22 protein-coding genes and 1 pseudogene are annotated in these 23,823 nt (G+C 51.8%); 11 read left to right on the top strand and 12 right to left on the bottom strand.

Annotated features, from left to right (window positions below; genetic code table 11):
* Positions 1-21: 21 nt before the first annotated feature.
* Genes ACHLI0_RS17915 through ACHLI0_RS17860 form a run of 12 tightly spaced genes read right to left on the bottom strand, consistent with a single transcriptional unit; the run spans position 22 to position 11,068 of the window.
* Complete coding sequence (locus tag ACHLI0_RS17915) at positions 22-1,830, bottom strand: hypothetical protein (protein ID WP_008655031.1); 1,809 nt, start codon at positions 1,828-1,830, stop codon at positions 22-24.
* A gap of 15 nt (positions 1,831-1,845) precedes the next feature.
* Positions 1,846-2,130, bottom strand: coding sequence for a hypothetical protein (locus ACHLI0_RS17910; protein WP_008655032.1), 285 nt, complete (start codon positions 2,128-2,130; stop codon positions 1,846-1,848).
* A gap of 23 nt (positions 2,131-2,153) precedes the next feature.
* Positions 2,154-2,984: a M23 family metallopeptidase gene (locus ACHLI0_RS17905; RefSeq protein ID WP_008655033.1), complete on the bottom strand. Its 831-nt coding sequence runs from the start codon at positions 2,982-2,984 to the stop codon at positions 2,154-2,156.
* A 22-nt stretch (positions 2,985-3,006) separates the two neighbouring features.
* Positions 3,007-3,672 carry a hypothetical protein gene (locus tag ACHLI0_RS17900; RefSeq protein ID WP_008655034.1) on the bottom strand — a complete coding sequence of 222 codons (666 nt, stop codon included), beginning with the start codon at positions 3,670-3,672 and terminating at the stop codon, positions 3,007-3,009.
* A gap of 16 nt (positions 3,673-3,688) precedes the next feature.
* Positions 3,689-4,372 (bottom strand): hypothetical protein, encoded by a 684-nt coding sequence (locus ACHLI0_RS17895; protein ID WP_008655035.1) that lies wholly within the window; start codon positions 4,370-4,372, stop codon positions 3,689-3,691.
* A 27-nt stretch (positions 4,373-4,399) separates the two neighbouring features.
* Positions 4,400-5,095, bottom strand: a complete 696-nt coding sequence (locus tag ACHLI0_RS17890) for a hypothetical protein (RefSeq protein WP_007567566.1) — start codon at positions 5,093-5,095, stop codon at positions 4,400-4,402.
* The gene (locus tag ACHLI0_RS17885) at positions 5,076-5,573 is read right to left on the bottom strand and encodes a PH domain-containing protein (RefSeq protein ID WP_007567564.1); all 498 of its coding nucleotides are present in this window, start codon (positions 5,571-5,573) and stop codon (positions 5,076-5,078) included. Before ACHLI0_RS17885 ends, ACHLI0_RS17890 begins: the two co-directional genes overlap by 20 nt.
* Positions 5,570-6,961, bottom strand: coding sequence for a toprim domain-containing protein (locus ACHLI0_RS17880; protein ID WP_007567560.1), 1,392 nt, complete (start codon positions 6,959-6,961; stop codon positions 5,570-5,572). Before ACHLI0_RS17880 ends, ACHLI0_RS17885 begins: the two co-directional genes overlap by 4 nt.
* A gap of 46 nt (positions 6,962-7,007) precedes the next feature.
* Entirely contained in the window at positions 7,008-8,456 is a 1,449-nt protein-coding gene (locus tag ACHLI0_RS17875) for a toprim domain-containing protein (RefSeq protein ID WP_007567554.1), read from the bottom strand.
* Between the two features lie 8 nt (positions 8,457-8,464).
* Entirely contained in the window at positions 8,465-10,039 is a 1,575-nt protein-coding gene (locus ACHLI0_RS17870; RefSeq protein ID WP_007567553.1) for a hypothetical protein, read from the bottom strand.
* 25 nt (positions 10,040-10,064) lie between these two features.
* A complete protein-coding gene (locus tag ACHLI0_RS17865; protein ID WP_007567552.1) occupies positions 10,065-10,289 on the bottom strand; it encodes a hypothetical protein in 225 nt (74 codons plus the stop codon).
* Between the two features lie 20 nt (positions 10,290-10,309).
* Positions 10,310-11,068 carry a DUF4099 domain-containing protein gene (locus ACHLI0_RS17860; protein WP_007567550.1) on the bottom strand — a complete coding sequence of 253 codons (759 nt, stop codon included), beginning with the start codon at positions 11,066-11,068 and terminating at the stop codon, positions 10,310-10,312.
* Positions 11,069-11,208: 140 nt separating this feature from the next.
* On the opposite strand from ACHLI0_RS17860, the gene ACHLI0_RS17855 reads away from it, so the two are divergent.
* The 11 genes and pseudogenes from ACHLI0_RS17855 (at position 11,209) to ACHLI0_RS17805 (ending at position 23,818) form a co-directional block, all read left to right on the top strand.
* Positions 11,209-12,003, top strand: a complete 795-nt coding sequence (locus ACHLI0_RS17855) for a M23 family metallopeptidase (protein ID WP_007567541.1) — start codon at positions 11,209-11,211, stop codon at positions 12,001-12,003.
* Positions 12,004-12,126: 123 nt separating this feature from the next.
* A complete protein-coding gene (locus ACHLI0_RS17850) occupies positions 12,127-12,513 on the top strand; it encodes a DUF8440 family protein (protein ID WP_172681970.1) in 387 nt (128 codons plus the stop codon).
* A 120-nt stretch (positions 12,514-12,633) separates the two neighbouring features.
* Complete coding sequence (locus ACHLI0_RS17845; protein WP_007567538.1) at positions 12,634-13,173, top strand: DUF8460 domain-containing protein; 540 nt, start codon at positions 12,634-12,636, stop codon at positions 13,171-13,173.
* A gap of 386 nt (positions 13,174-13,559) precedes the next feature.
* Positions 13,560-16,297 (top strand): annotated as a pseudogene (locus ACHLI0_RS17840) (outer membrane beta-barrel protein).
* A 147-nt stretch (positions 16,298-16,444) separates the two neighbouring features.
* Positions 16,445-17,887 carry a hypothetical protein gene (locus tag ACHLI0_RS17835; RefSeq protein ID WP_007569382.1) on the top strand — a complete coding sequence of 481 codons (1,443 nt, stop codon included), beginning with the start codon at positions 16,445-16,447 and terminating at the stop codon, positions 17,885-17,887.
* 40 nt (positions 17,888-17,927) lie between these two features.
* Entirely contained in the window at positions 17,928-18,419 is a 492-nt protein-coding gene (locus ACHLI0_RS17830) for a hypothetical protein (protein ID WP_007569380.1), read from the top strand.
* A 412-nt stretch (positions 18,420-18,831) separates the two neighbouring features.
* A complete protein-coding gene (locus ACHLI0_RS17825; RefSeq protein ID WP_044301994.1) occupies positions 18,832-19,464 on the top strand; it encodes a DUF4903 family protein in 633 nt (210 codons plus the stop codon).
* A gap of 89 nt (positions 19,465-19,553) precedes the next feature.
* The gene (locus tag ACHLI0_RS17820; protein ID WP_008655042.1) at positions 19,554-21,911 is read left to right on the top strand and encodes a TonB-dependent receptor; all 2,358 of its coding nucleotides are present in this window, start codon (positions 19,554-19,556) and stop codon (positions 21,909-21,911) included.
* Positions 21,912-21,925: 14 nt separating this feature from the next.
* Positions 21,926-22,639 (top strand): HmuY family protein, encoded by a 714-nt coding sequence (locus tag ACHLI0_RS17815; RefSeq protein ID WP_008655044.1) that lies wholly within the window; start codon positions 21,926-21,928, stop codon positions 22,637-22,639.
* Between the two features lie 8 nt (positions 22,640-22,647).
* A complete protein-coding gene (locus ACHLI0_RS17810; protein WP_225719307.1) occupies positions 22,648-22,902 on the top strand; it encodes a hypothetical protein in 255 nt (84 codons plus the stop codon).
* Positions 22,889-23,818 (top strand): hypothetical protein, encoded by a 930-nt coding sequence (locus ACHLI0_RS17805; RefSeq protein ID WP_007569373.1) that lies wholly within the window; start codon positions 22,889-22,891, stop codon positions 23,816-23,818. The genes ACHLI0_RS17810 and ACHLI0_RS17805 overlap by 14 nt, the downstream gene beginning before the upstream one ends.
* Positions 23,819-23,823 lie beyond the last annotated feature (5 nt).

Here is a 23,823-nt window from a genome sequence, read left to right as displayed (position 1 = left end):
CATATTTTTTCGGTTACAGGATTATTGAATGCCCCGTGTCCGCACGATGGTTTCCTGCTGTCCGTTGTCATAGTTCTGCGAAGCCATCTGGCGGAGCTTGTCGCTTTGGGCGAGCACGGCATTGGCCAGCGTGTTCAGCGGCAAGGCTCCTGCACGGTAAGCGTCGGCCATAGCGGGGGTGAGCTGCACCGTACAGGGCACACGGTCTATCGTGGCAACCAGCGTGCAGCCTTGTAGTGCCGGGTTCACGATACGCGGATTCAGCGGCTCGTCGGGATAGCGTCTGTACTGTACCTCTCTACCGGTCGTGGCTGCATTTCTGTTTCCCTCCGTCCGTTCTTTTCCCAGCACCTCGTGTCCCGCCTTGTTCAGCAGGTTCGCGCCACCCAAGCCGATAAGCAGCATCTTCAACATCGGATTCTTGACGAACATACCTGCCACTATACTCGCTATCGGCAGCAGGTTGTCTTTCAGGCCCAGCGATTGTGTCCTACCTGTAAACACGCCCAGCAGGATGTCGGGCAGCATGGCCAGTATATAGCCCAGATTACCCGCGACATCGCCTATGCCGTCCAGTCCGAGCGAGCGGACCAGCTCGTCCCAGCCGTTCTCGTTGGTCTGTATGGTCTGTGTTCCCTGACCTGCCTGTTCCTGCCGCATCCCTTCCCCCGCAGAGACGGCGGAAGTCGACACTTCCTTTTCCTCTTTTTCCCTTTGTTTGGGTTTCGATTCCGTCTGTTCCTCCGTTTCGGCTTTCCGTCTTTCCATATCTTGCAGGTAGGCTTCCTCTTGTCCGGGAGCGACAACCATCGGCACGTCTTTATACCGTTCCACCCGTTTCCGTTCCTCCTCGGCGGTTTCTTCCCGCCACGGCATATTTCTATTGTCTGTTTTCCACCAGTCCATAAAATCGAATGTTACAATCGGTATCTTCTTTTGCAACTTTCCGTTGGCTGCGGCAAGAGCCGTGTTTTCTTTGCCCGGTATGCTTGCCGCCTCTTTGCGGAAGCTGTCGAACACGTTGCTGTCGCTGCCGAACACGCCCTTGCTGATACACTCCTCTGCAGAGAGCGGCTGCGTTTCCTCCTTCCCGAAATGGTCGGCAACGGCTGAGATTGCCGTATCCGCACCGATGAACCGTGCAACGGCCGTCCACGAACCCGTACCGCCCAACATGACCGTATCGGCCGAAGCCCCCAACACCCAGCCCGCACCTTTCTCCAACTTGCTCGGCCGGTAGGCAACCTCTCCGCGTTTTTCTATCTCTTCGGCCAGCGGCGAGCGCCCCAAAGCCTGTGGCAATCCCAGCAGGCTCGATTCTGCCGCCTTACGGATGATGTAGTCCGCCGAGGATTTGGGCATACGTTCCTTGACCAGTTGGTCTATCATCAGTTGCTCTACACGATAGTCCACGAAGGCATAGGCGAGGTCGCAGCCCAATTCCTGCGACAGTTTATCGTAACGCTCGCGTCCGACTTCCTTCACAACGACATCGCGCCACTGTCCGGCCATGTAGGCGAGGTCGTGCTGCATCTCCTCCGACGAGAGAATCCTGTCCTTGCACATCCCGATGTAGTCCTCGGTCGTCTTGGAGTTCCACTCTCCCGTAACCTTGAGAGTCTGGTACGGGTCGGCGAGCGGTTGCCCCGCTGACGCCATCATGCCGAGTATGCCGCCCAGGGAGGTCGAATACGCTTTCATTTCCTCGCCCTGTTTTTCGGTCAGGTAGGATTGCGTCTGCGTCATGACGGGGACAAGATGATGGCGGAAATAACTGCCCATCAGGGCCTCCAACTCCGCAAACCTTCTGCTATGTTTGATTCCGTCCATATAATCAATGTCTTTCTATATCATGTTTATTTGTTTCAACAGTTGTTCCTTCGTCTGCTCGATAGCGTTATGGTACACCTCCATTTGCTTGGGGAAAAACTCTTCGAGCCACGTGTCCTTTTCGATATTGTCGTGAATGAAACGTATCGCCTGTTCCCGCTCGATTTCTACCGAGGCTTCCCCTTCCTCCCGGTTGTTGAACCATGCCTTCGTCCACCAGCGGACTCCGGCACGGTCGGGATAGACGGAGACGATTCTCGGTATGTCGAAGCTCTGGATGTCGATGTCCAGTTCCGCCAACAGATCAATGAGTCCGCTGCCCGCTACGGCTTCGTCATGAAGTTTTTTTTTACCTCGCCGCCTGTTGCGGAAAGGTACACATCATGCCGCAGGGCAAGGTAGTTCAGGAAATCCGCTATCAGCAGGTTCTGTACCTTGCAGGCCAGCGGCATGGCTTTGCGCCCCAGTCCCAGCGGGTTGTACATGCTCGGCATCTTCTCATAGAAATACTCCTTCGCAGCTCCCATTGTAAAGATGTGGCGCAGCGACTGCTCCGTATGTGCGGGCACCGTGTACGCTCCCCGCTGTAAATCCTCCATGTAAAGTGGCAGAAAGCGGAGCATCAGCTCTTCTATTTCCCTTTGATCCTTCTCGTAGTCGTTTTTTACTCTTGTTTCCGCATCGTAAAAAGACGCCGCACCATTGCCGTCGGCTTCCTGCAAAGCCTTGATGTTGCCGTACAACATGGTCAGGAACTCTATTGGGTTCAGTTCCTCGCCCTTGAATTTGACTTCTATATGCAGCAGTTCGCCGCTCAAAGCCACCGTTTGTCCGGCTTTCACCCGCTGTCCGAATTGGGCGAATACATTCGACAGATGACCGTATGTCACCTCGTACCCGCCGTAACGGACCGTCTGGCAAATGCCATGTACCGGGTCGTTGCCCACACCTGACACGATGCCGCTGGCCACGGCTGACAGCATGTAACACCTCACGTTGAAGTCTATTCCGTGATGAAAGAACTTTTCTCCCGTTGCCGGGTGTACCTGTTCGCCGTAGCCGAGCGACATCTCCACATCTTTCCCCTGCGGCTCCTCGAACGGCATACAATAGCCGCTGTCGGAGTGCAGAATCATTTCTTCCGTATATTTCATTGTGATATATATTTTCGTGTTTCTATCTTCTCATTCCTCCGCTTTGCGTTTGTTCCTCCGGAGAGAGTGTCGGCGTCTGTGTCCTCGATACCGTTTCCGAGGGAACCGTGCGGACAACGCCCGCATTGTTGCCGATAAGCATCATGCCCAGAAACAGACCGGCGATTTTACCCAGCCAGCCGAAACGTCCGAACACGAGGTACGCTGCTGCGATAAGTCCTGCAATGTTCAATCCCGACACATTGCCCCCTCCGAGGTTTCGCAAAAAGCCGCTGAGCATGTTGAACAACCCACCGCCGGAGGCTTCCCGCAGGAAGTTCGATACCCCGTTCAGTTTCGAGTCCGCGCCTCCCACAGCCTCACCTATGGCAGAGACCGTCTCTCCGGCTTTGTCTTTCAGTTCCTTCATGTCTTCGGTCGTACCTGCAAGGGCATCCGTGGCGGATTTGCCGACTACGGCCTCACTGACGATCCGTGCGACACTTTTGTCGGTGGTCAGTTTTTCCCAACCCACATAACCGACGGCAGCTCCGGCGGTAGCCGTTTTGACCGCCTGCCCGGCTCCCCGAAGGGTCTGCGAGGGATGCAGTACCGCATGACCGGCACTTTTCCCCGTCGCATTGGCGGCCTTGCCCATGCCTTTCATGGCCTTTCCGCCGTATTTCAATATCGTATCCCAAGCTCCCATATTTTTATTCTTTTTTTTAGGGTCTTACATTTCTTCCAATTTGCCGCCAGCGTCTTTGGGCGGCTTTCACGATGTCGTACTTGTCCGCGACAGGGCGTGCGCCCTCGTCGATTTCCCGCCAGATGTCGCCCATCGTGGTGTATTTCACTGCCTTGGTCAGTCGCTGCAGCGTCCGGTTCATCGACCGGAGTTTCGGACGTATGCCGAACACGATCTCCATACGTTCCCTTTCCGTCATCTTGTTGTCCGAGAGGCAGGCCGTGCGTATATCGTTCACGATTTCCACGCTGTTCAATATCATCTCCCGGTAAATCTGGTTGCGCCGCGTGGAGAGGGCGACGGCCAATGCACCCGTCGAATGTCTGCTCAATTGTTTGGTGAAGTCGCCCATGTTGTCTGTAAGCTGCGATATTTCATGGTAAAAACCGTAAATCTGAGCCGCATAGCAGACAATCGAGCGGAACGAGTTCAGGTAATTGTTGAACTCCCGTTGCAAGTCCGTCGTGCCTTCCACTTCTTCCTTCGTCCACACATGCCCTGTAGTTTGCATCAGCATGACCTTCTCTTGGTTTTTCAGTTCCTTCTCGGCCTTGTTGGTATAAACCAGAATCATTCCCGCAAGGGTCGCATCGTTCTGCGCCTGTACCTTCGAGATACCGGCGCACAGCAACAGAATCCATATCGAGATTATCCGCTTCATCGTTCTTCGTTTTTTATTATCCTTTTTTCAACGGGCGATGGCTGCCGCCCTGCGCCAGCGGGACATGGCCAGACGGGCCACCTCGCCGTTGCTGCGGTCTATCATACCCGCCGTTATGTTGTTCCACACGTCGTTCAGGGTATAATAGCGCAGGCTCAAATAGAGCAGATGCAGTTTCCGGCTGAATGCCGCGAGCTGGTCGTTCAAAGCCCACAGGGTTTTGCTCCGTTCCGCCCCCGTGAGCATGTTTTCCGTGCCGCCTTTGGCCACGGCGTCGTTCAGCAACGTGAACACGGAAACCAGCTCCGTCGCCGTCTCGATATAGAGGTTGTTCATGTTCATGCTGGCGACGATGCCCTGCGGGTTGTCCCCGATGGCTTTGCCCAGTTTTCCCAGCGTGAGGAAAATCCGCACGCCGTCGTTATAGAGGTGGGTACAGGCTTTCAGCGACGAAGCATAACCGTTCGCCGTCTTGAGGTAACTGTTGTACTGCTTTTCCCACTCATGTATGCGGTTGAACTCCGCTGCGATACTGTTCTGCATCAGGGCGGTCTGTGTCTGCCCTTTGATTTGTTTGTCTATCTGGCCGTTTATCAGTTCGTTTCCCTCGGCCAAGGCTGCCCATTCCAACGGGTTCGAAGCGGCAACCTGCGCCTTGGCCAATTGCGGAAGCAGACCGGCAAGCACAAAGACCACCCATATGCTAATGATTCGTAATCTCATAGATTCCCTTTTTTCGTTTATTGATTTCCACACGTTCACGGATAATCGCCACGATGTCGTTTCCGCGCCGGATACCGATAAGGTCGAGCTTCGGGCTGTTCCGGTCCGTCGAAAGGATAACGACCGTTTTCAGACCGCAAAGCTGTTGCAGGAGGCTCTGGTGTTCCTGAAAGTCCACGATACGGTACAGTTCCATGTAGTCCACCCTGCGGCAGAAAAGTCCCCGCTCGCAGACAAGCTGTTCGTTGCCGACCCGGTAACATATCCGGCGCAGGCAAATGAAACGATACAGCAGCACGAGGAACAGAAACAAGGCAATGACCGTCGCCATACCGCCAAGCGGCATACCTTCCATGCCGCCGTACACCAGTCCCGCCATGCACATGAATATCAATGGCAGTTCGTCGATGACGAATTGCCCGGCGTGCGGGCGCAGGATAATGTTCCGGACATCTTGTATGGTATATGGCATGGTCATCGGCGAAAGTGTATCTGTCGTTCCTGCCCGGCGTTTTCTTCTTTTTCCGACTCCTGCCCGACAGTCTCTTCACGTTTCTGTTCAGCCAAAAGCTGTTCGTTCCAGCTCGTATGGCGATAATCCGGACTTTCCCAGGTAATGGAGACATCATGCTCCCTGTCAATACCAAGGAACTCCCGTAGTTTCTCTCGATATTCCCGGTAGCACTTGTTCGTGGTATCTATCTGGTCCTGCACGTCTTCCGGGGCACACAACCCGCTCGAACGCATCGACTCCGCTTCTTCCGATTCGGCGTCGAACCGTATGCAGATTTCTTGCAAACCACCCTTGGGCAATAGGTAAAATTCTCCGTCTGTCAAATCCCCGCCGTCCGGTATGGAATCGAGATAGGGTTTCCTCTCCGGCGTTTCCTCTATGGCAAAACGTACTGAGCGGCATATCTCCTTTTGCAAATCCCATGTGAGATTCGACCCTTTCCGGGTATTATCGAAACAGATATGTTGCCGGGCAGGGATGGTAAGATCAAGTATCTCTCTCATCTGTTTCCCGATAGGCTTGCCGCCCGTTGAGATAAAGACCGCCTTTCTCAAATCCTTGTTCTTCGCCTGATGGAGTTGGTAATAGGCCATCGCGTCATAGGTACTCCCGAACCAGTAGATATGTTTGGCCTCGGCAAGAGGTGTTCCGGCAGGACTTGCAATCCACAACCCTTCGCTCTCATTGCTTTCCTCGCTCTTGCCTTTATAGCTATCGCATCCGTCCATTCTCATACGTTCCCGTTCCTCGAAACCCACGACCGTACCGCCCTCTTTGGGCAAGGTCAGTGGAAAAGCGAGACAGGTGTATGCCGCACCGTCTGCGCCGTGTTTTGTTGCCAGGCAGAAATGACGGTGGAAAGCATTCTGCGTGCTGAGGTCGATACCCCGGTTCTTGAAATAGGGATAGAATATCTCCTGCATCTCATGGTCTTGAGGGTTGAATCTGTGCAGGTCGTAGTCTGTTATATCGAATGGTCGTAGGTCTTGCTTGACCGGTACGGTTTGCACCTCGTATTCTTCGAAGGGGATGTTCAGCAGGCGGCTGCACACGAGGTTTACCAGCCGGTTCAGGTCTATTCCCTCATAATATTCCGCGAATAACGCCGGGTGCTCCTTGATGAACGAAACGACGTTGTATTCCTTCTGCCGGGGTGGTTGGCAACAGCATTTTCCCTGTTGCGTTATGACGAACTTGTCACCCCGGATACGCTTTTCCTCACTGTCCGTGCGGATAAACGAGGAGAGGCGTAGTCCGAAGCGTCGGTTCTGGCGATACCCGGCATCAAGCAGTACATCCCGGATATCGAGTCTTTGCAAAAAATCATTATGTGTCAATTTCTTGTCATTCATTGTCTTCTCTTTTCTTTTGTTGTTTCATGTAGGGGGTACTGCGTTGTCATCGGTGGAAACGTGCTTGCCGTTCCTGTTCGGGTTCTTCTCTTCTGGCCGGCTCTTCGTGAACTGATTCTTGCAGCCTGATCTTTGCCAAGAGCTGTTCGTTCCAGTCCTTATAGCCTTTTTCAGCGGGCTCGTACACAATAAGGTCGGTGCTGTCCTCGCCGGGAGCGGGAAGATTACGGATCGCATCCTCTATGGCCATGATATTTTGTCTCATGCCCTCCAGTGTTTCCTCACTGGCCGAACCCTCGGCAAGGGCTATCTCGTACTCGTCTTGGCACACCATGCTCATCTCCTGCAAATATCCGTCGCCGATTGTCCGATAGTCGAGCGTACCATCTTCCCGATAGATTTCTTTGGGACGTAAAAGCGTGCCGATTATCCTGTGAAAGTCGAAGGGTTCGAGTTTTATTTCGTAGTTCTGGTTCTCCTCGCCACTGATACGGACCAGCAGTTTGTCGTCTTTCGTCACGTTGCTGGTGAATGTCTTGCCCGCCTGGGTGAGCGCGAAGTTGATGGCGAAGATCTGTCCGGCACGGTCCTGGTCGAAGCAGAGATGGTGGTAAGCGCGTGGAGTGGCCTTTATCATGGCTTTGAACTGCTGTTGGCTCGGTGCCCCGCCGGTAGAAACGAACACTCCCTTTCGCAGTTCCTTGTCCCATTTCTGGTTAAGCTGGTAATAAGCCATCGCGTCGTAGGCACTCTCGAACCAATAGATACGCTTAGCTTCCGCAAGTGGGGTTTGGGCAGGGCTGGCAATCCACAGCCCCTCGCTCGAATTGCTGCCCTCGGCCTTGCCTTTGTAGCTGCCGCTTCCGTCCATTCTTGCACGTCCCCGTTCCTCGAAGCCCACGACCGTGCCGTCGCCTTTGGGCAAGGTCAGCGGAAAAGCGAGATTGGTGTATGCCGCACCGTCCTCACGGTGTTTCGTCGCCAGACAGAAGTGGCGGTGGAAGGCGTACTGGGTGTAGAGGTCGATACCCCGGCTCTTGAAATAAGGATAGAACTTCTTCTGTGTCTCCCGGTCCTGCGGGTTGAACTTGTACAGGTCGTAGTTCGCGATGTCGAACGGGCGGATGTCCCGCTTGGGCTGTATAATCCGCGTTGTCCGGTCCTCGATGGGATGGTTCAGCAGCCGGTTGCACACGAGGTTCACCAGTCGGTCGGGAGACATGCCCGCACGGTATTCAGCGAAAAACTGCGGGTGCGCCTTGATGAACGAGATGATGTTATAGACTTTCTGCTGCTGTGCTTGGAAGCAGCACTTTCCCTGTTGCGTCACGATGAACTTGTCGCCACGGATACGCCGTCCCTCGCTGTCCAGACGGACATACGAGGGATAGCGCAGGCCGTCGCGCCGGTTCAGGTGGTAGCCCGCGTCAATCAGCACGTCCTGAATGTTCAGCCTTTGCAGGAAGTCGTCGTAGGTAAGGTCTCCTTCTCTCATAATTGTCTTTATCTCCCTCTTCTCATATCGTTAATATCCTGATTCATCTGTGCCTCGAAATTGCGTATAGCCACGTCCCTCGGCGTATCGACACCGGGCTTGAAATACGGACGCGGCTCGCCTCCGAAACGCTCACCGTAGAACTCCGGACCGTGATGATGATGCCGCAGGCCGTGGACGACACCCGCCGTGACGACCGTTCCTGCCGCAAGGGCGGCGAAAATCTTCACGCCGAGACCGCGCTGTGCTTCCGGCCGCATCTTCATGTCCACCTCGCTGAATATTTTCGAAAAGATTTTCATGCGGTGGTAGTCATCGACCGCAAGGAATTTGTCGTAATCCTTCTGGCTGATCTCGTGGCTGATGACCTGCCCGTCGATGACGGCCGTCATCTTGTACTTGCCCTCTATGGGGGACGGGTGTACGGCTATCTCGCCGACCTCGACCTCCCTGCCGTGCCGTTCTTCTCGGTACCAGCCCTTGCGCTCGTCAAGGACGGAAATATCCCGTCCATCGACGGAAGCAGCCGCACCATACGGCATCTCCTGCCGGAGCTGGTTTTCCAGTGGGGAGAGGATTTCCTGCTCCTGTTGCTGACGCTGCGTCAGTTCCTCCTGTACTTCGGGGTGCAGACCAAGGGCGATACGTTGTTTGCTGTCGAGGTCCGCCATCGTTACCTTGTCGGCAAAATCCGCCCCGATAACCCCGTTCAGGACTTCCAGCCGCTTCTCGACCGGTTGTTCCTCGATGGAGTTGGAGGTCAGGACGGCCGTTTCTTCTTCCGTCAGGTCATAGACCAGATCGGCGGTCACCTTTTCGGACTGTACGGTCAGTGTCCGTGCCTCCTTATCGACGATAAGGCCGTGGGAGGCAAGACATTCCTGCCATTTCTCGTTGGAAAAATAGACAGGAGAGCTTATCAGTTCCTTGTAGGTACGGGCCGGTTCCGTGCTGCGCGGACGGCTGACCAGCGGCGTGATGACCGTCTGCAGGTTTTGCAGGACGTCGGCCTGTTGTGCCGGTTGCACCGGTTGTCCGGCCTTGTATTTGTAATAGAAGCCGTAGCCGCCCGACTGCAATTCGCCCGGCTTCATGCGTCCGTCCCACCGTTCAGGGACAACGGGCGGTCCCGGATAGAACAGTTGGCCGCCGACCCGCCGCAGATGGAAGCCCCACTGGTGGCGTGGCGTCCAGCCGAGAAACGGGGGCGGCATACCCAACCGTCCCACATGCCCGTATTCGCCGATACCGATACGGTAGCCGTGCAGCCCCATAGCGACACGACCGTTGGCATTGCGGGCATGGACGAAGTTCTTGGGCATATAAAAGTCTTTCCCTACAATGCTCGTGAACACGTTGTAGGCTTTCTTGTTGGCCGAGTTTGTTCCCCAGTCCGTCAGGGCCAACATCTGACGCTCGGTAAGGTCGTAGGTCAGCAGCGGCGAATCGTGGCCCTGCACCACGAGCCGGTAGCCCGTGCCGTCGCTGACCACGTGGGCCTGCATACCGTTACGCCTCAATATGTCCTGCATTTCGGGTTGCAGGTCCATCATTCGGGGGTTGGTATTCTTTCGTATCGCCATAATCCGTTGTTAAAAAGGGTTTCCGTTATGCATCTCCGTTCTCCATCGCCGCCTCCAGTTGCTCGTCCTTGTAGTGGACGAACTCGGCGGCGGATTCGTTGCCCGCCATAAGGCTGTGCTCCTTGCAATAGCGGGCATATTCCTCCTGCCATTCGGGCGAGAAATGATTCACATAGTCGAGCCAGCCGTATTCGCCGCGCTCCATCTTCTCGATAAGTACCTCTTCGGAATAATATTGGTGTTCTGCCATATTCGCTGGATGTTAAGATATTATTTGTGAACTCCCGCCGCACGGTTACGCTCGGCGCTTTTCTTCTGTTCGTTCCACAGTTCTTCGGTATATTCCTCTTCGGGAACATAGTCGAGGTTGCCGTCATCGTCCATCACCCAGCAGCCGTACACGCCGAAAGTGTACTTGTCCCACTCGCGTTTGGGCTGTTCTTTCCATTTCTGGCTGTCGCCCGAACAGAAGCGGATGCCGGTCTTGTCATGCAGGTCGATGCCCACCGTGACGGGTTCATCGTCCACGACCAGTGTCAGCGGTTCGCCGTTCTGCATACTGTTTACCTCCATTGTACCGAGGTGCATTATGTCGGCCAGCACTTGCAGGTTGCGCCCGATAATCGGCGTGGGGATATACATCACCTGCTTCGTTTCCTCGTCTATCTGCACGAATGCCTTGCTGTGCCGTCCGTCTGCCGTCTCCACATCGGCAAGAATCGCCTTGCCTGCGAGCAGTTGTTTCTGTTGCGCCTCGTCGTAGCGTTCCAGTGGCGAGGATTCCAGGACGGGATAAAATACCACGTCCGACAGACCGTCATCTCTACGGACAAGGGCGAAGCGGCTGCGGCTTTCGATTAGTTCTCCCTTCTCGTCACGGACACGGACCGGAAGCACGGGAGAGTGTCTGCCGTCGCAAATCTCATCGAGGACACGCATCGGCAAGTCCTCGATCATCTCCTGTGTAAGCCCGAATCGGGCCAGTGTCGGATAGGGCAATTCAATTAGTTCAAATCGTACTACATTCATATTTAATTTTGTATTTTGAATTACACTTTGCAAAGATAGATTCTTTTCATTCCCTTGTATATAATAGAATAATATTAGTGTATTAAGAGAGTTTATTTTTATGTTCAGAGTATGATTTTGCGCATAAATTCATACTCTGAATGCTTTTTTTGTTGTACTTTGGTCGAAAAAGGCCGTGGAAACGGGACATCTTGGGCAGGGCTGGTTATATTTGCCGCATGAGAAAGAAACTACTGGTTTTGATGGCGGGTGCTGCAAGTATCGCAGGCCCCGTTCAAGCACAATTCAATACGGTCTCGACCGTGCCGTCCCGATACAGGGTTGAAGTCGTTTCTGCCGGTAGGGATAATGTGGCGACCTTGCCCGGAAACATGCTTTCCGTCCAAGACTCCTTACCGTCGGCAGGAGACGCCGCCCCGGCATTGCCCGCCGACACCTGCAAACACGTATGGATAGAGCGTTACCTTAGCGTAAGCTATCCGCTGCACCGGATGAAAATCAACTCGCTTTATGGGTATCGGAAAGATCCTTTTACCGGAAAAAAGAAGTTTCACAACGGAATCGACCTCCACGCACGGGGCGACGAGGTGATGGCCATGATGGCGGGAGTGGTAGTGAAAGTCGGGCAGGACAAATCCTCCGGCAAGTATGTGACCTTACGGCATGGAGACTACACGGTCAGCTATTGCCACCTGTCGCGTATCCTTACCCGGAAAGGGGCTGCTATCGGGCCGAGGGATGTCGTCGGTATTACCGGTTCTACAGGACGCAGCACCAGCGAACACCTGCATATTTCCTGCAAGCTCGATGGAAAAAGTGTCGATCCGTTAATGGTACTGGATTACATCAAGTCCATACGCGAAGAGTGCGTGGCGGCACTGGCCGAATCCAGAGAGGCCCCCGCATTAAGTCCTGCGGGTGGAAAACACAGATGATTCCGTTTATTTTTGTTAATCATTTCACGGGAATGGTAAAAAAATGCCTTTATGCTTACCTTTGCAAGGCAAAATTAAGGTATGAAAGGATTCGTTGCTGTTCTATCGTTGGTGCTGCTGGCCTTGGTATGCAATTCCGGGGCGCTGCATGTTCCGGCGGCCGGTGTGGCGGCTGCGCAGGAATGTTGTGTCCGAAATACGGACAACGCCTCTTTTCAGCAATTCCATGACAGAGACTCTATCCGGCAAAAAAAGGACAGCGACATAACAGGCATAATCGGGGAAATCCCCGATGTGGCTTGCCGTGCCGGCGCATCGGTAAAGGGGATGCATCTTCGGTACATATCTGTGGAAACGGCCCATTTTCTCCGAATTTTACAGCGGTATCTCATTTGCCGCATGAACAACCTGACCTATTGTTGTACCCTCGTGCATGACTCTTCCCGTAGCCCGAACTGGGATAATGCCTGCGAGCATTATATCTTCGGGATGAGACGGATTCTGATTTAGCGGTTTGTTTTTTTATCGTTTATACTGACGGTTACACTTGGCTGAAAAGCGGGGTGTGGCTGTTCGTCGTGAGTATATCTTATTATTGAACAATCAGCAAAAATAAAATTTTCAATCCGTATGAATCAAAACATTTCTGCTGCCGAAACCCTGTTTTCCGCAGCGCATCCCGATATAAAGAAGATTACCAATATTTCGGCTCTTATTCTTTCCCTCCTTTTTTGTGCGGTGGGACTGTGCCTTCTGTTTTTCTCGTCGAAAGTGGAAGATTCCTCTTCCGCGTCAGGTCCTGTCCTGCTGGTCGGCGGAATCGCCTTTCTGGTGGCCGGAGGTATTCGCCTGATGATAAGAAAAAGGAGTCTGATATACGTTCCGACCGGCAGTTTGGTGAAAAAAGGTTCTTGTTTCTTCGATGCGGGCGACCTCTCTGTATTGGGGCGGTTGCTGGAGGAGAAGACTTTTGACGGCAAGGCAGAGGTACTGCCGAAGAAGGACGGCGGTGTGCGGATGGACTACATGGTTTCGCAGGACGGTAACTTCGCTGCCGTCCAGTTGCTGAAGTATGTTCCTTACGCTTACGAACCGGCATCTTCCGTACTCCATTATACGGGAGAAGAGGCCAGCGCTTTCGTGAATGCTTTGCGGGTCGGCCGATTCTGATTCTGGAAGGGAAACGGTAACAGTTTCCGCAATTTGGCTCGTCCGGCAGCCGGTTCTATAAAAGAACGGTTGCCGGATTTGTTTTTATTGTGGACTGGGGTTTGTTTCTTTGGAAGGCTTTCATTTGCACGACAAATGTCCGGTTCATACATGACGCCATGCTCTGGAAAAGACCCGGTTGTACGGCAGGTTTTCTTGTACTCTGTATCGTTCCGACCATTTTTTATATGTTGAAGGTTAAAGTAATGAGTTATTATATATACCGATTGTTTGGTATTGGCACGGCTGGTAAAAGCTTGTAATTTTGTACCCGTTTTTCATTTCTTTTAAAAACTATAAAAAAATAACGGGTAATTGTGCGTATATCTGTTCTCGGACTGATACTTATGTTCCTGTTTCCGATAACTCTATTTGCCCAACAGAGGGTGGATGTGACCGGAAAGACCCTTGTCGTTTCCAACAATGGAGAAGGACAAGAGGTGTTGCCCTATACCAATATCTTGGTACTCGAAGCCGGGGATTCCACCCTTGTAAAAGGGGTGATGAGTGATGCCGGCGGGAATTTCCGTCTTAGCTTCCATGCAAAGAAAGAATCGCCTTACCTGCTGAAAGTTTCTTATATAGGTATGAAGCCGGAGTTTCGTGCATTAAATACAGGCAAGACGAAAATCCATGTCGGAAACATTGTCTTGACAGAAGGTCTTGAACTGTCCGAAGTGGTGGTCACGGCTCCCATAAAGGAGGTGGAACTGGTGGGCGACACTACCGTCATCAATGCCGATGCCTACCGGATTCCCGAAGGCTCGAACTTGGAAGAGCTGGTAAAAAAGATACCGGGCTTGGAATATGACAGGCAAAACAAAACCTTGGTTTATAATGGGCTTCCCATTGCGGAAATCAATGTTAACGGGGAAGCGTTCTTTGCAGGAAACCATGCGCTGGCTTTGGAAAATCTGCCCGCCGATTTGGTAAGCAGGATAAAAGTGTATGACAAGCGTAGCGAAATGGAGAAATTCATGGGGATAAAAACAGGGGAAGAAAACTATGTGCTCGACCTGCAAACCAAGAAGGAGTTCAACGGTACACTGATGACTTCCGTAGCCGCAGGCAAGGGTAACAACAAGAAAAAAGAAGCGGAACTAATCAGCAATTTCTTCAAAACCGGCGGGGAAAACCTGTCGGTAATCGCCAAAAGCGGCAACCGCAACATGACATCCGCAAACAAAGACAACCGCCAAGACAATGTAGCGGTGAACTTCCTGAAAAAGTTCGGAAAGAAGATACACCTTAACGGGAATGTCATGTACAGCAATGCTATCAATGGGAACGAGGGGACATCTTACTACGAGCAATACCTGAAAACGGGGAACCGCTACCGCTATGCGACCAGCGACCGCCACAACACCAACCGCATGGCAAGCACCATGCTAAGCATGAAATGGAATATCGATAAGATGACCTTGCTGAACCTTTCAGGCAGCTTTAGTGCGATGAAAGGGACAAACGGGAGTGACAGCCGGCAGGCGACCTACAATGAAAATCCAGAATTGGATATCACAGCACCGTTCAATGGGGAAGAAAACGGCCAAACGGAAAACGATATCCGGGTGAATGGCATCCGCATGAACTCCCGTTCAACAAGCGCCAACCGGCAGTATTTCCTGAACGCCGACCTCACCCGACGGCTGAACGAGAAAGGCAGCAGTTTGGGGCTAACCATGCAATACTCGGAGGGGAGAGGAAAGAACGAGGCGTTTTCCGTGTCCTCCACCACCTATTACCAATTGCAGGATGAGTGGGGTAACGATTCCGTCCTCTACCGTAATCAATATTATGACAGCCCAAACAGAAACCGCAAATTCAGCTTGGGACTGATACTGACACAGCCACTACACAAGAGCCTGCGGGCACAACTTTCGTATAAATTCAGACGGGAAAACCAAAACAACGACCGCAATACCTACGACCTGTCCCGCTTTTTCGACGGTACGGACGATGAACCCTTGTACACCCTGCCGGAAGGCTACGAGGCAGCCTATACCGACAGCCTGAGCAACAGAAGCCGAAGCCACACGACAGCGCATGAAGTGGCCCTCCACCTTAACTATACGGACAGAACTTGGGAAATCAACGCTGGCCTGTCCGTCGTTCCCGAACGGCAGAGTCTCGACCAGAAGACCGGGCGGATGCAAGCCGACACGCTGAGAACCTCCGTGAACTACTACCCGGCTGTTACCGTCTTGTGGCACAAAAAGAAAACACGGGTGCAACTAAGTTACGAGGGAGACACGAAACAGCCGGGACTGACCGAACTGCTGACACTGACCGACAACAGCGATCCGCTGAACATTACACGGGGAAATCCCAGCCTGCGCCCTTCGTACAACCAAAGGGTGCGCTTAGAAGCACGAGACACGAAGATAGGTTTGAACGGAGACATGACTTGGGCGAACACGGTGAACAGTGTGACACGGGCTGTGACGTACAATACCCAAACAGGCGGTATAGAAAGCTATCCCGTGAATGTGAACGGGAATTGGAACGCAAGAGCCACCGTGCGATACCAGAAGCGCATCAAACGCCGATTTTCCGTTACCGCACGTACCGGCGCTTCGTTCAGCCAGAACGTAAGCCTTATCAACGAGGGACAGCAGGAGATGCCGGAGCGCAGTACGACCCACAACACGACACTGAATGCCAACCTGCGTTTTGGCTACCAGCCCCAATGGGGAGGTTTCGACCTGACGGGTGACTGGCGTTTCCGCCACTCCACCAACCTTTTGCGCGAAACCGGCGATTACACCCGCGACTACCGCTTGGGGTGAACGCCTACGCCGACCTGCCCGGCGGCATTCAGTTGCGGAGCGATGTCGATTATTCTTTCCGCAACGGGACGAACATCACCCCCGGCGAAGATGACCAGGTAGTGTGGAACGCCTCCCTTTCTTGGCGTTTCCTCAAACAGAAGAAGGCGGAACTGTCATTCTACTGGGCGGACATCCTTAGCCAGAAAAAGAACTTTACCCGCAGCGTCTCTTCCTCCGGATTGTCGGAGAGACACACGCAGCAGATAGGTAGTTGGTTCATGCTCTCCTTCAAGTACCGTTTTAACAAACAATTATAAAGCAGGAGCGAAGTTTATATTTTTTTAGTTAATGAGTGGTGATTTGCTTCTAATTATATACCAATTTTTAGGTATTGTGCTCTGAGTAAACTCGTTATAATTTTGCACCCCGAAATAATAATAACGAAATAATAAAATCACAGAAAGATGAAAAGAAACAATTTGCATGTCGGTTTGATGGCATTCGCAATGCTGCTGATAGGGGCATCGTGCAGCGATGACGACAACACCCTCTCATACAGCACGGGTGCCGTGCAGAATACCGAATTGAAAACCATTCTTGTTCAAAGAGGCTACACATTCAACGAGGACGGCAATCTGTTGCTTGATGATTTGGCTAACAATACGACGACGCTTGACCTCTCCGGAACGCAGATTTCCACAGACGCACTGGCAGAACTTTCCATGTTCCCTAACTTGACTGATGTGGATCTGTCGGACAATGGTTACGGCCCGGCGTTCGACTTTGCCAAATTGCCGGAACAAATCACCGGAATAGACCTGACGGGTAATGAAATCTACGACTATGATAATCTTGTGAGTGTCGTAGTGGAAGAAAACGGTGATGAAACTGTGACTAACCTGCACGAAATTACCAAACTTTACCTTCCGGAAACCGCTAAAGAGAATATCGAAGATCTCGTGCGTTTCTACCGCCAAAACAAGGAAGCCATCACCGCCGGCACCATTGATATGAAGATGACTGATGTCGACGGCAATCTGCAAACTTATACCACCCTGCGCGACGTGCCCGACGCAAACCTGCTCACTTATTTGCAGACAAATTTTGCCGATCTGTTTAACGGCGACCAAATAGACCTTAGCAAACATTTGGGACTCGACCAGAAAACAAAGGAACTGCTTGTTGCTCCTGCTGATAATGTTACCAACTTTGAGGGTATTCAGTTTCTGGTGGAGAATCCTTATTGGGAAGGTGCTAAAATCAGCCTTTATTCTGCCGGAGAAGAAAGTATAGCTTCTATGCCCAATATAAAAGTAGGGAAATTCATAACCCAAGTCATCCTGCAAAATATAGAAGTGGAAGATATCGACTTATCCAATGCTACAGATTTGCGAAGTGCTTGGGTCCAAAATAACCCGGCATTGCAGAAGTTAGATTTGAGTTATTCCACTATTTGGGGTCAAGGAGATAAAGAAACGGAAGGCAATGGTACGTATGGCAGTAGTCTGATGGTTCTGGGATGTCCTATACTGAAAGAAATCAAATTGCCCGAAAAAAATGAATTGAAAGCCTACAGAATTGATATTGAATGCTTGGACGCATTGGAAACATTTGACATGTCGAATGTCAAGATGGTAGCAGAACTCAGTATAGGTGATTTGAATAAAGACTTTAATCTGGTTTATCCGGAACTGACCATTTTCTATAGTGAAGATGGATATGCCGGTACTTATTTCGCTTGTTCAGAGAACACTTTCTATAGAGAATCAACCCAAGCATTCCTGAAAGCAAATTATACAGACATTGACCCAGACGATACGGTCAGAAGGTTAGGTTATACTTCTTCTTTATCGTATGATAAAAACAAAGGATGCCGTTGGAGGACTTTATTGAACAAACAAAAATAAAGTGTAATTATTTTTTTATTAAACTTTAATTATAAAAACGATGCGAAAATTTTTCTTAGGAGCTGCCCTTGTTGCAGCAAGTTTCGGAATGGCACAGTCTGCTGACGCTGCCACAGTGATGGATGTAGATGGTGTAAGTACCGTATTGGCAATCAGCGATTACGAAGGTACTTATAACGGTACAATGGATCAAATCAAAATGAGAGGAGAAGATTATGAGCCACGTGCTGCATCTTATACTCTTGAAAATGGTATTTTGAGTTGCGATTTTCCGCAGATCGGAAGTATGCCGGGGAATATCACTATCGAGTTGGAAGTAGAAGTAGATGAAGAAACCGGTGAAATTACAGCTTTCAAAGGTGATAAAGCAGGAACTTTGACCATTTTAGGCATGGATTTAGTAACATTGAAGTTAGATTCTTTGACTGATGCCAAAGTTACAGGCAACACTATCGAGTTTACTCTGGCAGTATCCGGTAAGTTCTTAGGTGCAGATTTCCCTGCATCCGTACACTTTGTTGGAACAAAATAATTCGTCATTATTTTGTCAAGCAACGAAATTAAATTCAGAAAGAGTAAGGAGAAAGCTGTCAAACGGCTTTCTCTTAGCTCTTTTTTTGTGTGTTACTAAGAAAAAATTATCACAATATATTCACCTCACCCAATGGGGAAGACACCATTATCCTGTCAGCAAGGCTGCTATGCCGCTAAAAACACTTCCGGTATGCAACCGACGGCGAGGAAACAAAATTATCCAAACCGCCTGAACCGCTTCTGAAGCCTACATGCGGTACACATCAAAGACAGACTTTGCCATCGGAAAAAGCCTGCCTTTAATCATGTAAAAACCATGACTTTACATACCCTTTGCGGAATACACGCAGGCAAGGGTAATGAACAGGAAACAATTATGGATTACAAAACAAGTAAATTATATAAGCAAAATGAAAAAGTTATACTTTTTATTCAGCCTTCTTATGGCAACAGTAATCGGATTAAGTTCGTGTGAAAGTGACGATTCACTTACCAATGAGCCACCTGCACAGGAATATATTGATAAGGCGAAGGAAATCCTTGTAGGAGACCTCGTGCTCTCAACCCGTGCTACAATGAGCGGTGTGGACAAGACGCTGTTGGAAAGCGGTTGCCCCACCAAATTCAACTTTTCTTGGCGGGAAGACGGCACGATGGTGCTCGACCTGAGCGACTTCACCGTGGGCGCCATGCCCTTCGCCATCACCTTCCGCTGTGCAACGAAGTTTATGCAACTCAACAGTTGGGAAAAGGATGAATACCCCGGCAGCGGTTGGGTGAAGTTCGTGGGAACGGACGGAAATGTCACCACGAGCGGCGATGACGCTGCGGACAACCAGGAAGGGAGCGGCGCCCGTGTAGATGGTTTCCTGAACGTGGACACCAAGCAAGTGGAGTTCATCGTGGACTACAACATGATGAACGTGCGCACCGAAACCTTCCTGCAAGAAATCGACAAGAGCCGTATCGACCGCTTTGAAGAAGAATTTGCCCAGTACGAAAAAGACTTGGAAGAAGCCAAGAAAGAACAGGGCAAGGCTTGACCTTTCGATTGCAGGAAAGAAGGAAAGACCGTAAGACACACGGCTTTCCCTCTTTTTTGTGTAGAATAACATGTTTTGATGATAGACAGATGAAAAGAATAACAGCCATCTTATTTTGTGTCTTACTGGCATGTATGAATGCCCAGGCACAACGTAAAGTAAAGCTCAAAGTTCTGGAGAAAGGGACGGAACAGCCGGTCATCGCGGCCACTGTGGTCTATGCCGATAACGAAGCGTTGCAAAACCTGCAGGGGAGCGTCACGAATGTGGACGGGCTGGCGGAACTGAAAATCCCCTCCAAGAAAACGTATTATTACAAAATATCCTATGTCGGTTTTGTTCCGGCAACAGGAAAGATAGAAGCGACCGAAACCGAGAAGACCGTCTATCTGGAAGAGGATCATTTGGGACTGAACGAGGTAGTCGTCACCGGTTCGCGTACAGCGCGACCCATCAAGATGTCGCCCGTTACGACGCAAGTCTTGGGCGGCAAGCAGTTGGTCGAAGCCGGATACAGCAACCTGCAACAGGCATTGCAGCAGGAAACTCCCGGTCTGAATATCCAGAAGGTGGGCTTCGGAAACGAAATCTCCATGCAGGGGCTCGACGCCCGCCACGTGCTGTTCCTGATGGACGGCGAGCGCATGACGGGCGACATGGCCGGGAATCTCGACTACGAGCGTTTCAACCTGCACGCCATCGACCGTATCGAGATTGTAAAAGGAGCCAGCAGTACGCTGTACGGCTCGCGTGCCGCCGGTGCGGTAATCAACCTTATCACGAAGAAAACGACCAAACCGCTTTCCATCGACGCAGGTGTGCGCTACGGACAGATGAACGAGCGCAATTACAAGAATCCGCAACCGAAGGATTTTTTGTATATGTTCGAGAAGAATGCCGACCGCCCCAACCTGCAAGGCTGGGTATCTGCCGGATTCAAGGCGGGGAAAGTAACCTCGCAGACCGACGCATGGTACAGTTCCTCGGATGCGTTCTACATGTATCAGGCGGAGAATGACAAGAAGGTCTACACGCAGGAGGCCAATCCCTTCCTTCCGCACGACATCACCGTGGTCAACTCGTCCTCACGTCCGCCGATGGGCATCGAGGGCAAGGAGCATATCACGGTTTCCCAAAAACTGTATTACGACCCGACCGATGACCTCTCGGTCTTGGTTTACGGGAGCACCTTCTTCATGAACACGTATGACCTGATACAGGACATGACTTTCAGCCAGGCGCGTGACTGGACGGCGGGAGCCAAGCTGACCTACCACGTGAAGGACTGGTTCAGCGTTACGGGTAGCCTTCATGCCGACTTTTACGACCGCTTCAAGCGGCACGAGCGCATCGACACGCGCAACAAGGACTACGAGAGTAGCATCTGGCAGCCGCGCCTGACCATCACGAGCAACTACTTCGACGGGCACAGCCTGATCTTCGGTGTGGAACATACGTCGGACGAACTGACCTCCGACCGTTTCTCCGGCAATGCCAACCACGATCTGAAAACCCGCGCCTTGAAAGAAACGGAGTATTTCTTGCAGGACGAGTGGACCATCAACCCCAAGTGGATGGTATCTGCCGGACTGCGTACCAACTTCTCGAAGGCGTTCGGTTTCATGGGGATGCCCAAGATTGCCGCCAAGTATTCGCCCAACGAACGGTGGAGCATCCGCGCCAACTATTCGATGGGATACCGTTCTCCGAGTATCAAGGAACTCTTCTTCAACTGGGACCATTTGGGCATGTTCATGATCCGCGGAAACGAGAACATGCAACCGGAAAAGAACAATTATTTCTCGCTGGGAGCCGAGTACAGCAACGACCGCCTGTTCCTGTCCGGTACGGCCTACGGCAACTATTTCCGTGATAAAATCGAGGGCGTATGGCGCATCTACGACATGCAGTACAACTTCGAGTACACCAATTTGAGCAAGCAACGCCTTCTGGGGCTGGAAGCCTTGCTGCGCTGGCACGTGCTGGACTGCCTGACGCTGAACGGGACGTACAGCTTCGTGAACGTGAGCAAGAACGAGGGCATACAGGTGAACACCACCTCTCCCCATGCCGCCACGGCCAGTCTGGACTACAAGTTCACGAAGAAGAACTACCGGTTGAACGCCGTGTTCAGCGCCTCGTACATGGGACGCAAGAAGTTCGACGTGCAGGACCGCGTGTTCGTGGAAGAGGACAACAAGAGCTATGACGCCTACTTCCGTTGCGACCTGCCGCAATACGTGCTGTGCAACCTGTCGGTGTCGCAGACCTTCTACAATAAGGTAAAACTGACGCTCGGTGTGGACAACATCTTCAACTACGTGCCGAAAACCCTCGGTTCGGGCATCACGATGTTCAACGTGCCCGCCACGCCGGGAACACGCGGATGGGTGCAGTTGGAATTTATGCTGGACGATGTGATTAACTCTTTAAGGAAAAAGAAATGATTAAATATACGACAATGAAACGTATGGGATTATTCAAAACGGTAAGCCTCCTGCTGGGCTGTCTCACGATGTTCTCCTGCGTGGACTATGACGACATACAGCCCTTTACGGGCAAGACGCTGCCCCGCAAGTCGGGCTATTCCACAGGGGTGACGAACGACTGGATATACTTCAACCTCCGCACGGGAGAGTCATTCAACACTTACACCGTGAACAAGGACATCAAGGAAGGCGAACAAATCAACCGCACGGACTGGGATCTGGCTTTCTGCGGCTATACCATGCGTACCAATTCGGGTACGAGCGGCATCGGTCAGGGCGGTGCCGCCGACTTGGGCTATGGCGGTTACGATGACTGGACGAGCGTTTCACAACTGCCTTCCGACTTGGAATGGGTCGTTGACACGGACGACGTGCGCGTCACCATGTCGCAGAACGACTGGAACCATTACCTTGTGGAAAACAATCTGGACTTCGATGCCAACCCGTGGTTCGACCCCAACAACGGTCCTGCCACGACCGAGACCAATGCCAACCCGCTGCTGTCGCAGGCCATGAGCTTCTCCGGGCCTCCCCCCACATACACCCCTTCGTTCCACACGTATGTGGTGCGTACCGCCGACGGAGAGAGGTACTTCAAGATACAGATTATCAGTTGGTACGATGCCAACGTGGAAATCGGTGATGAAGGCGGGAGAATCAGTTACTATTGCGACGAATTGAAATGACGGAAAGTATGATGGGACAATTCGTGCGCTTTATGCGCTTCTGCAACCGGCGGTGGGTGAAATGGCCGACAGTTATCGTCTTCCTGACGGCGATAACGGTCGCCCACTTCGTCATGGCAGACAAGTACGGGGACAGCCCCAATGCTCCCACTTGGGAGTTTACAATTACGCTGCACGCCGCCATGCTGGTTGCTGCGGCAATTATTATAGTATTCTACAAGAAACGTATCAAACGTAAATTAATGGAATATGGAAAAGACTAACGTAACGACCACTGAAACAACAAATGTAACACCTCCTGCCGCCAAACGGCGCTATTGGTGGAAAGCCATCGCTTCTTTCCTCATGGTATTGTTTACCATGCCTTTGGGGCACGGGCTGATGATTATCATGGAGCATCTGATGAGCGAGACCGTTCTGCACTATTCGGCCTTTGTCATGGGCGCGGTAGGTATGGCGATGGTGATTGTCGGCGTATTCGCCAAAGGAGATACGCGCCAAACACTCTGGGGATTCTTCGGCGGTCTGCTCTTCTGGACAGGCTGGGTGGAATTTCTCTTCATGTATTTTGCCAACCGTTTCGGCACGCAGCCGGAACTCGACCCTGTGACGGGTGAAATCGTAACCCGTCCCGAATATCTCATACTGCCCGCCTCGTTCGGTTTTTGGATGATGATTATGGTAATGTACCTGTTCAGTACAAAGAACGGATGCAACTTCATCAACTGGTGGCAACGGTTGCTCTTCCGTGGTAAGAAGAACGACATCGCCGCCCGCCCCATGACGCGCCACACGAGTATCGTCACATTCATGGAACTGATGATGTTGCTGTGGACTTCCTACCTGTTGCTGATGTTCTGCTACGATGATGTATTCCTGGGCGAGAATCATCCGGTGACACTGTTGGTGGGGGTCGGATGCTTTATCGGCTCGTTCTTTATCTTCGCCAAACAGTTGCGCCTTTCTGCGTGGGGGGCCAACATCCGTATGGCAATCGCTACCGTTATCGTGTTCTGGACACCGATTGAGATCCTTGGCCGTATGGATTTGTTGAGCGAGATATGGGTAGACCCTATGGGGCATAAGACGGAAATGATTATCATACTGGCAGCGTTCCTTGTACTGGCTGTTTACCTGTGGTATATGGGTGCGAAGAAAAAGAATGCCGTTTCCCAATAAAGAAA

This window comes from Bacteroides sp. RCH18 (assembly GCF_058231005.1).
The sequence above is the reverse complement of the archived record's forward strand: the minus strand, read 5'-3'. Positions and strand labels throughout refer to the sequence as shown.

Bases quoted from the DNA above. Each gene is read 5' to 3' on its own strand.
- ACHLI0_RS17810 (WP_225719307.1), top strand. From the start codon at position 22,648: ATGATGGGACAATTCGTGCGCTTTATGCGCTTCTGCAACCGGCGGTGG.
- ACHLI0_RS17860 (WP_007567550.1), bottom strand. From the start codon at position 11,068: ATGAATGTAGTACGATTTGAACTAATTGAATTGCCCTATCCGACACTG.
- ACHLI0_RS17890 (WP_007567566.1), bottom strand. From the start codon at position 5,095: ATGAGATTACGAATCATTAGCATATGGGTGGTCTTTGTGCTTGCCGGT.
- ACHLI0_RS17805 (WP_007569373.1), top strand. From the start codon at position 22,889: ATGGAAAAGACTAACGTAACGACCACTGAAACAACAAATGTAACACCT.
- ACHLI0_RS17900 (WP_008655034.1), bottom strand. From the start codon at position 3,672: ATGGGAGCTTGGGATACGATATTGAAATACGGCGGAAAGGCCATGAAA.
- ACHLI0_RS17815 (WP_008655044.1), top strand. From the start codon at position 21,926: ATGAAACGTATGGGATTATTCAAAACGGTAAGCCTCCTGCTGGGCTGT.
- ACHLI0_RS17855 (WP_007567541.1), top strand. From the start codon at position 11,209: ATGCTTTTTTTGTTGTACTTTGGTCGAAAAAGGCCGTGGAAACGGGAC.
- ACHLI0_RS17875 (WP_007567554.1), bottom strand. From the start codon at position 8,456: ATGAGAGAAGGAGACCTTACCTACGACGACTTCCTGCAAAGGCTGAAC.
- ACHLI0_RS17915 (WP_008655031.1), bottom strand. From the start codon at position 1,830: ATGGACGGAATCAAACATAGCAGAAGGTTTGCGGAGTTGGAGGCCCTG.
- ACHLI0_RS17870 (WP_007567553.1), bottom strand. From the start codon at position 10,039: ATGGCGATACGAAAGAATACCAACCCCCGAATGATGGACCTGCAACCC.
- ACHLI0_RS17895 (WP_008655035.1), bottom strand. From the start codon at position 4,372: ATGAAGCGGATAATCTCGATATGGATTCTGTTGCTGTGCGCCGGTATC.
- ACHLI0_RS17865 (WP_007567552.1), bottom strand. From the start codon at position 10,289: ATGGCAGAACACCAATATTATTCCGAAGAGGTACTTATCGAGAAGATG.
- ACHLI0_RS17885 (WP_007567564.1), bottom strand. From the start codon at position 5,573: ATGACCATGCCATATACCATACAAGATGTCCGGAACATTATCCTGCGC.
- ACHLI0_RS17835 (WP_007569382.1), top strand. From the start codon at position 16,445: ATGAAAAGAAACAATTTGCATGTCGGTTTGATGGCATTCGCAATGCTG.
- ACHLI0_RS17820 (WP_008655042.1), top strand. From the start codon at position 19,554: ATGAAAAGAATAACAGCCATCTTATTTTGTGTCTTACTGGCATGTATG.
- ACHLI0_RS17905 (WP_008655033.1), bottom strand. From the start codon at position 2,984: ATGAAATATACGGAAGAAATGATTCTGCACTCCGACAGCGGCTATTGT.
- ACHLI0_RS17880 (WP_007567560.1), bottom strand. From the start codon at position 6,961: ATGAATGACAAGAAATTGACACATAATGATTTTTTGCAAAGACTCGAT.
- ACHLI0_RS17845 (WP_007567538.1), top strand. From the start codon at position 12,634: ATGAATCAAAACATTTCTGCTGCCGAAACCCTGTTTTCCGCAGCGCAT.
- ACHLI0_RS17830 (WP_007569380.1), top strand. From the start codon at position 17,928: ATGCGAAAATTTTTCTTAGGAGCTGCCCTTGTTGCAGCAAGTTTCGGA.
- ACHLI0_RS17825 (WP_044301994.1), top strand. From the start codon at position 18,832: ATGAAAAAGTTATACTTTTTATTCAGCCTTCTTATGGCAACAGTAATC.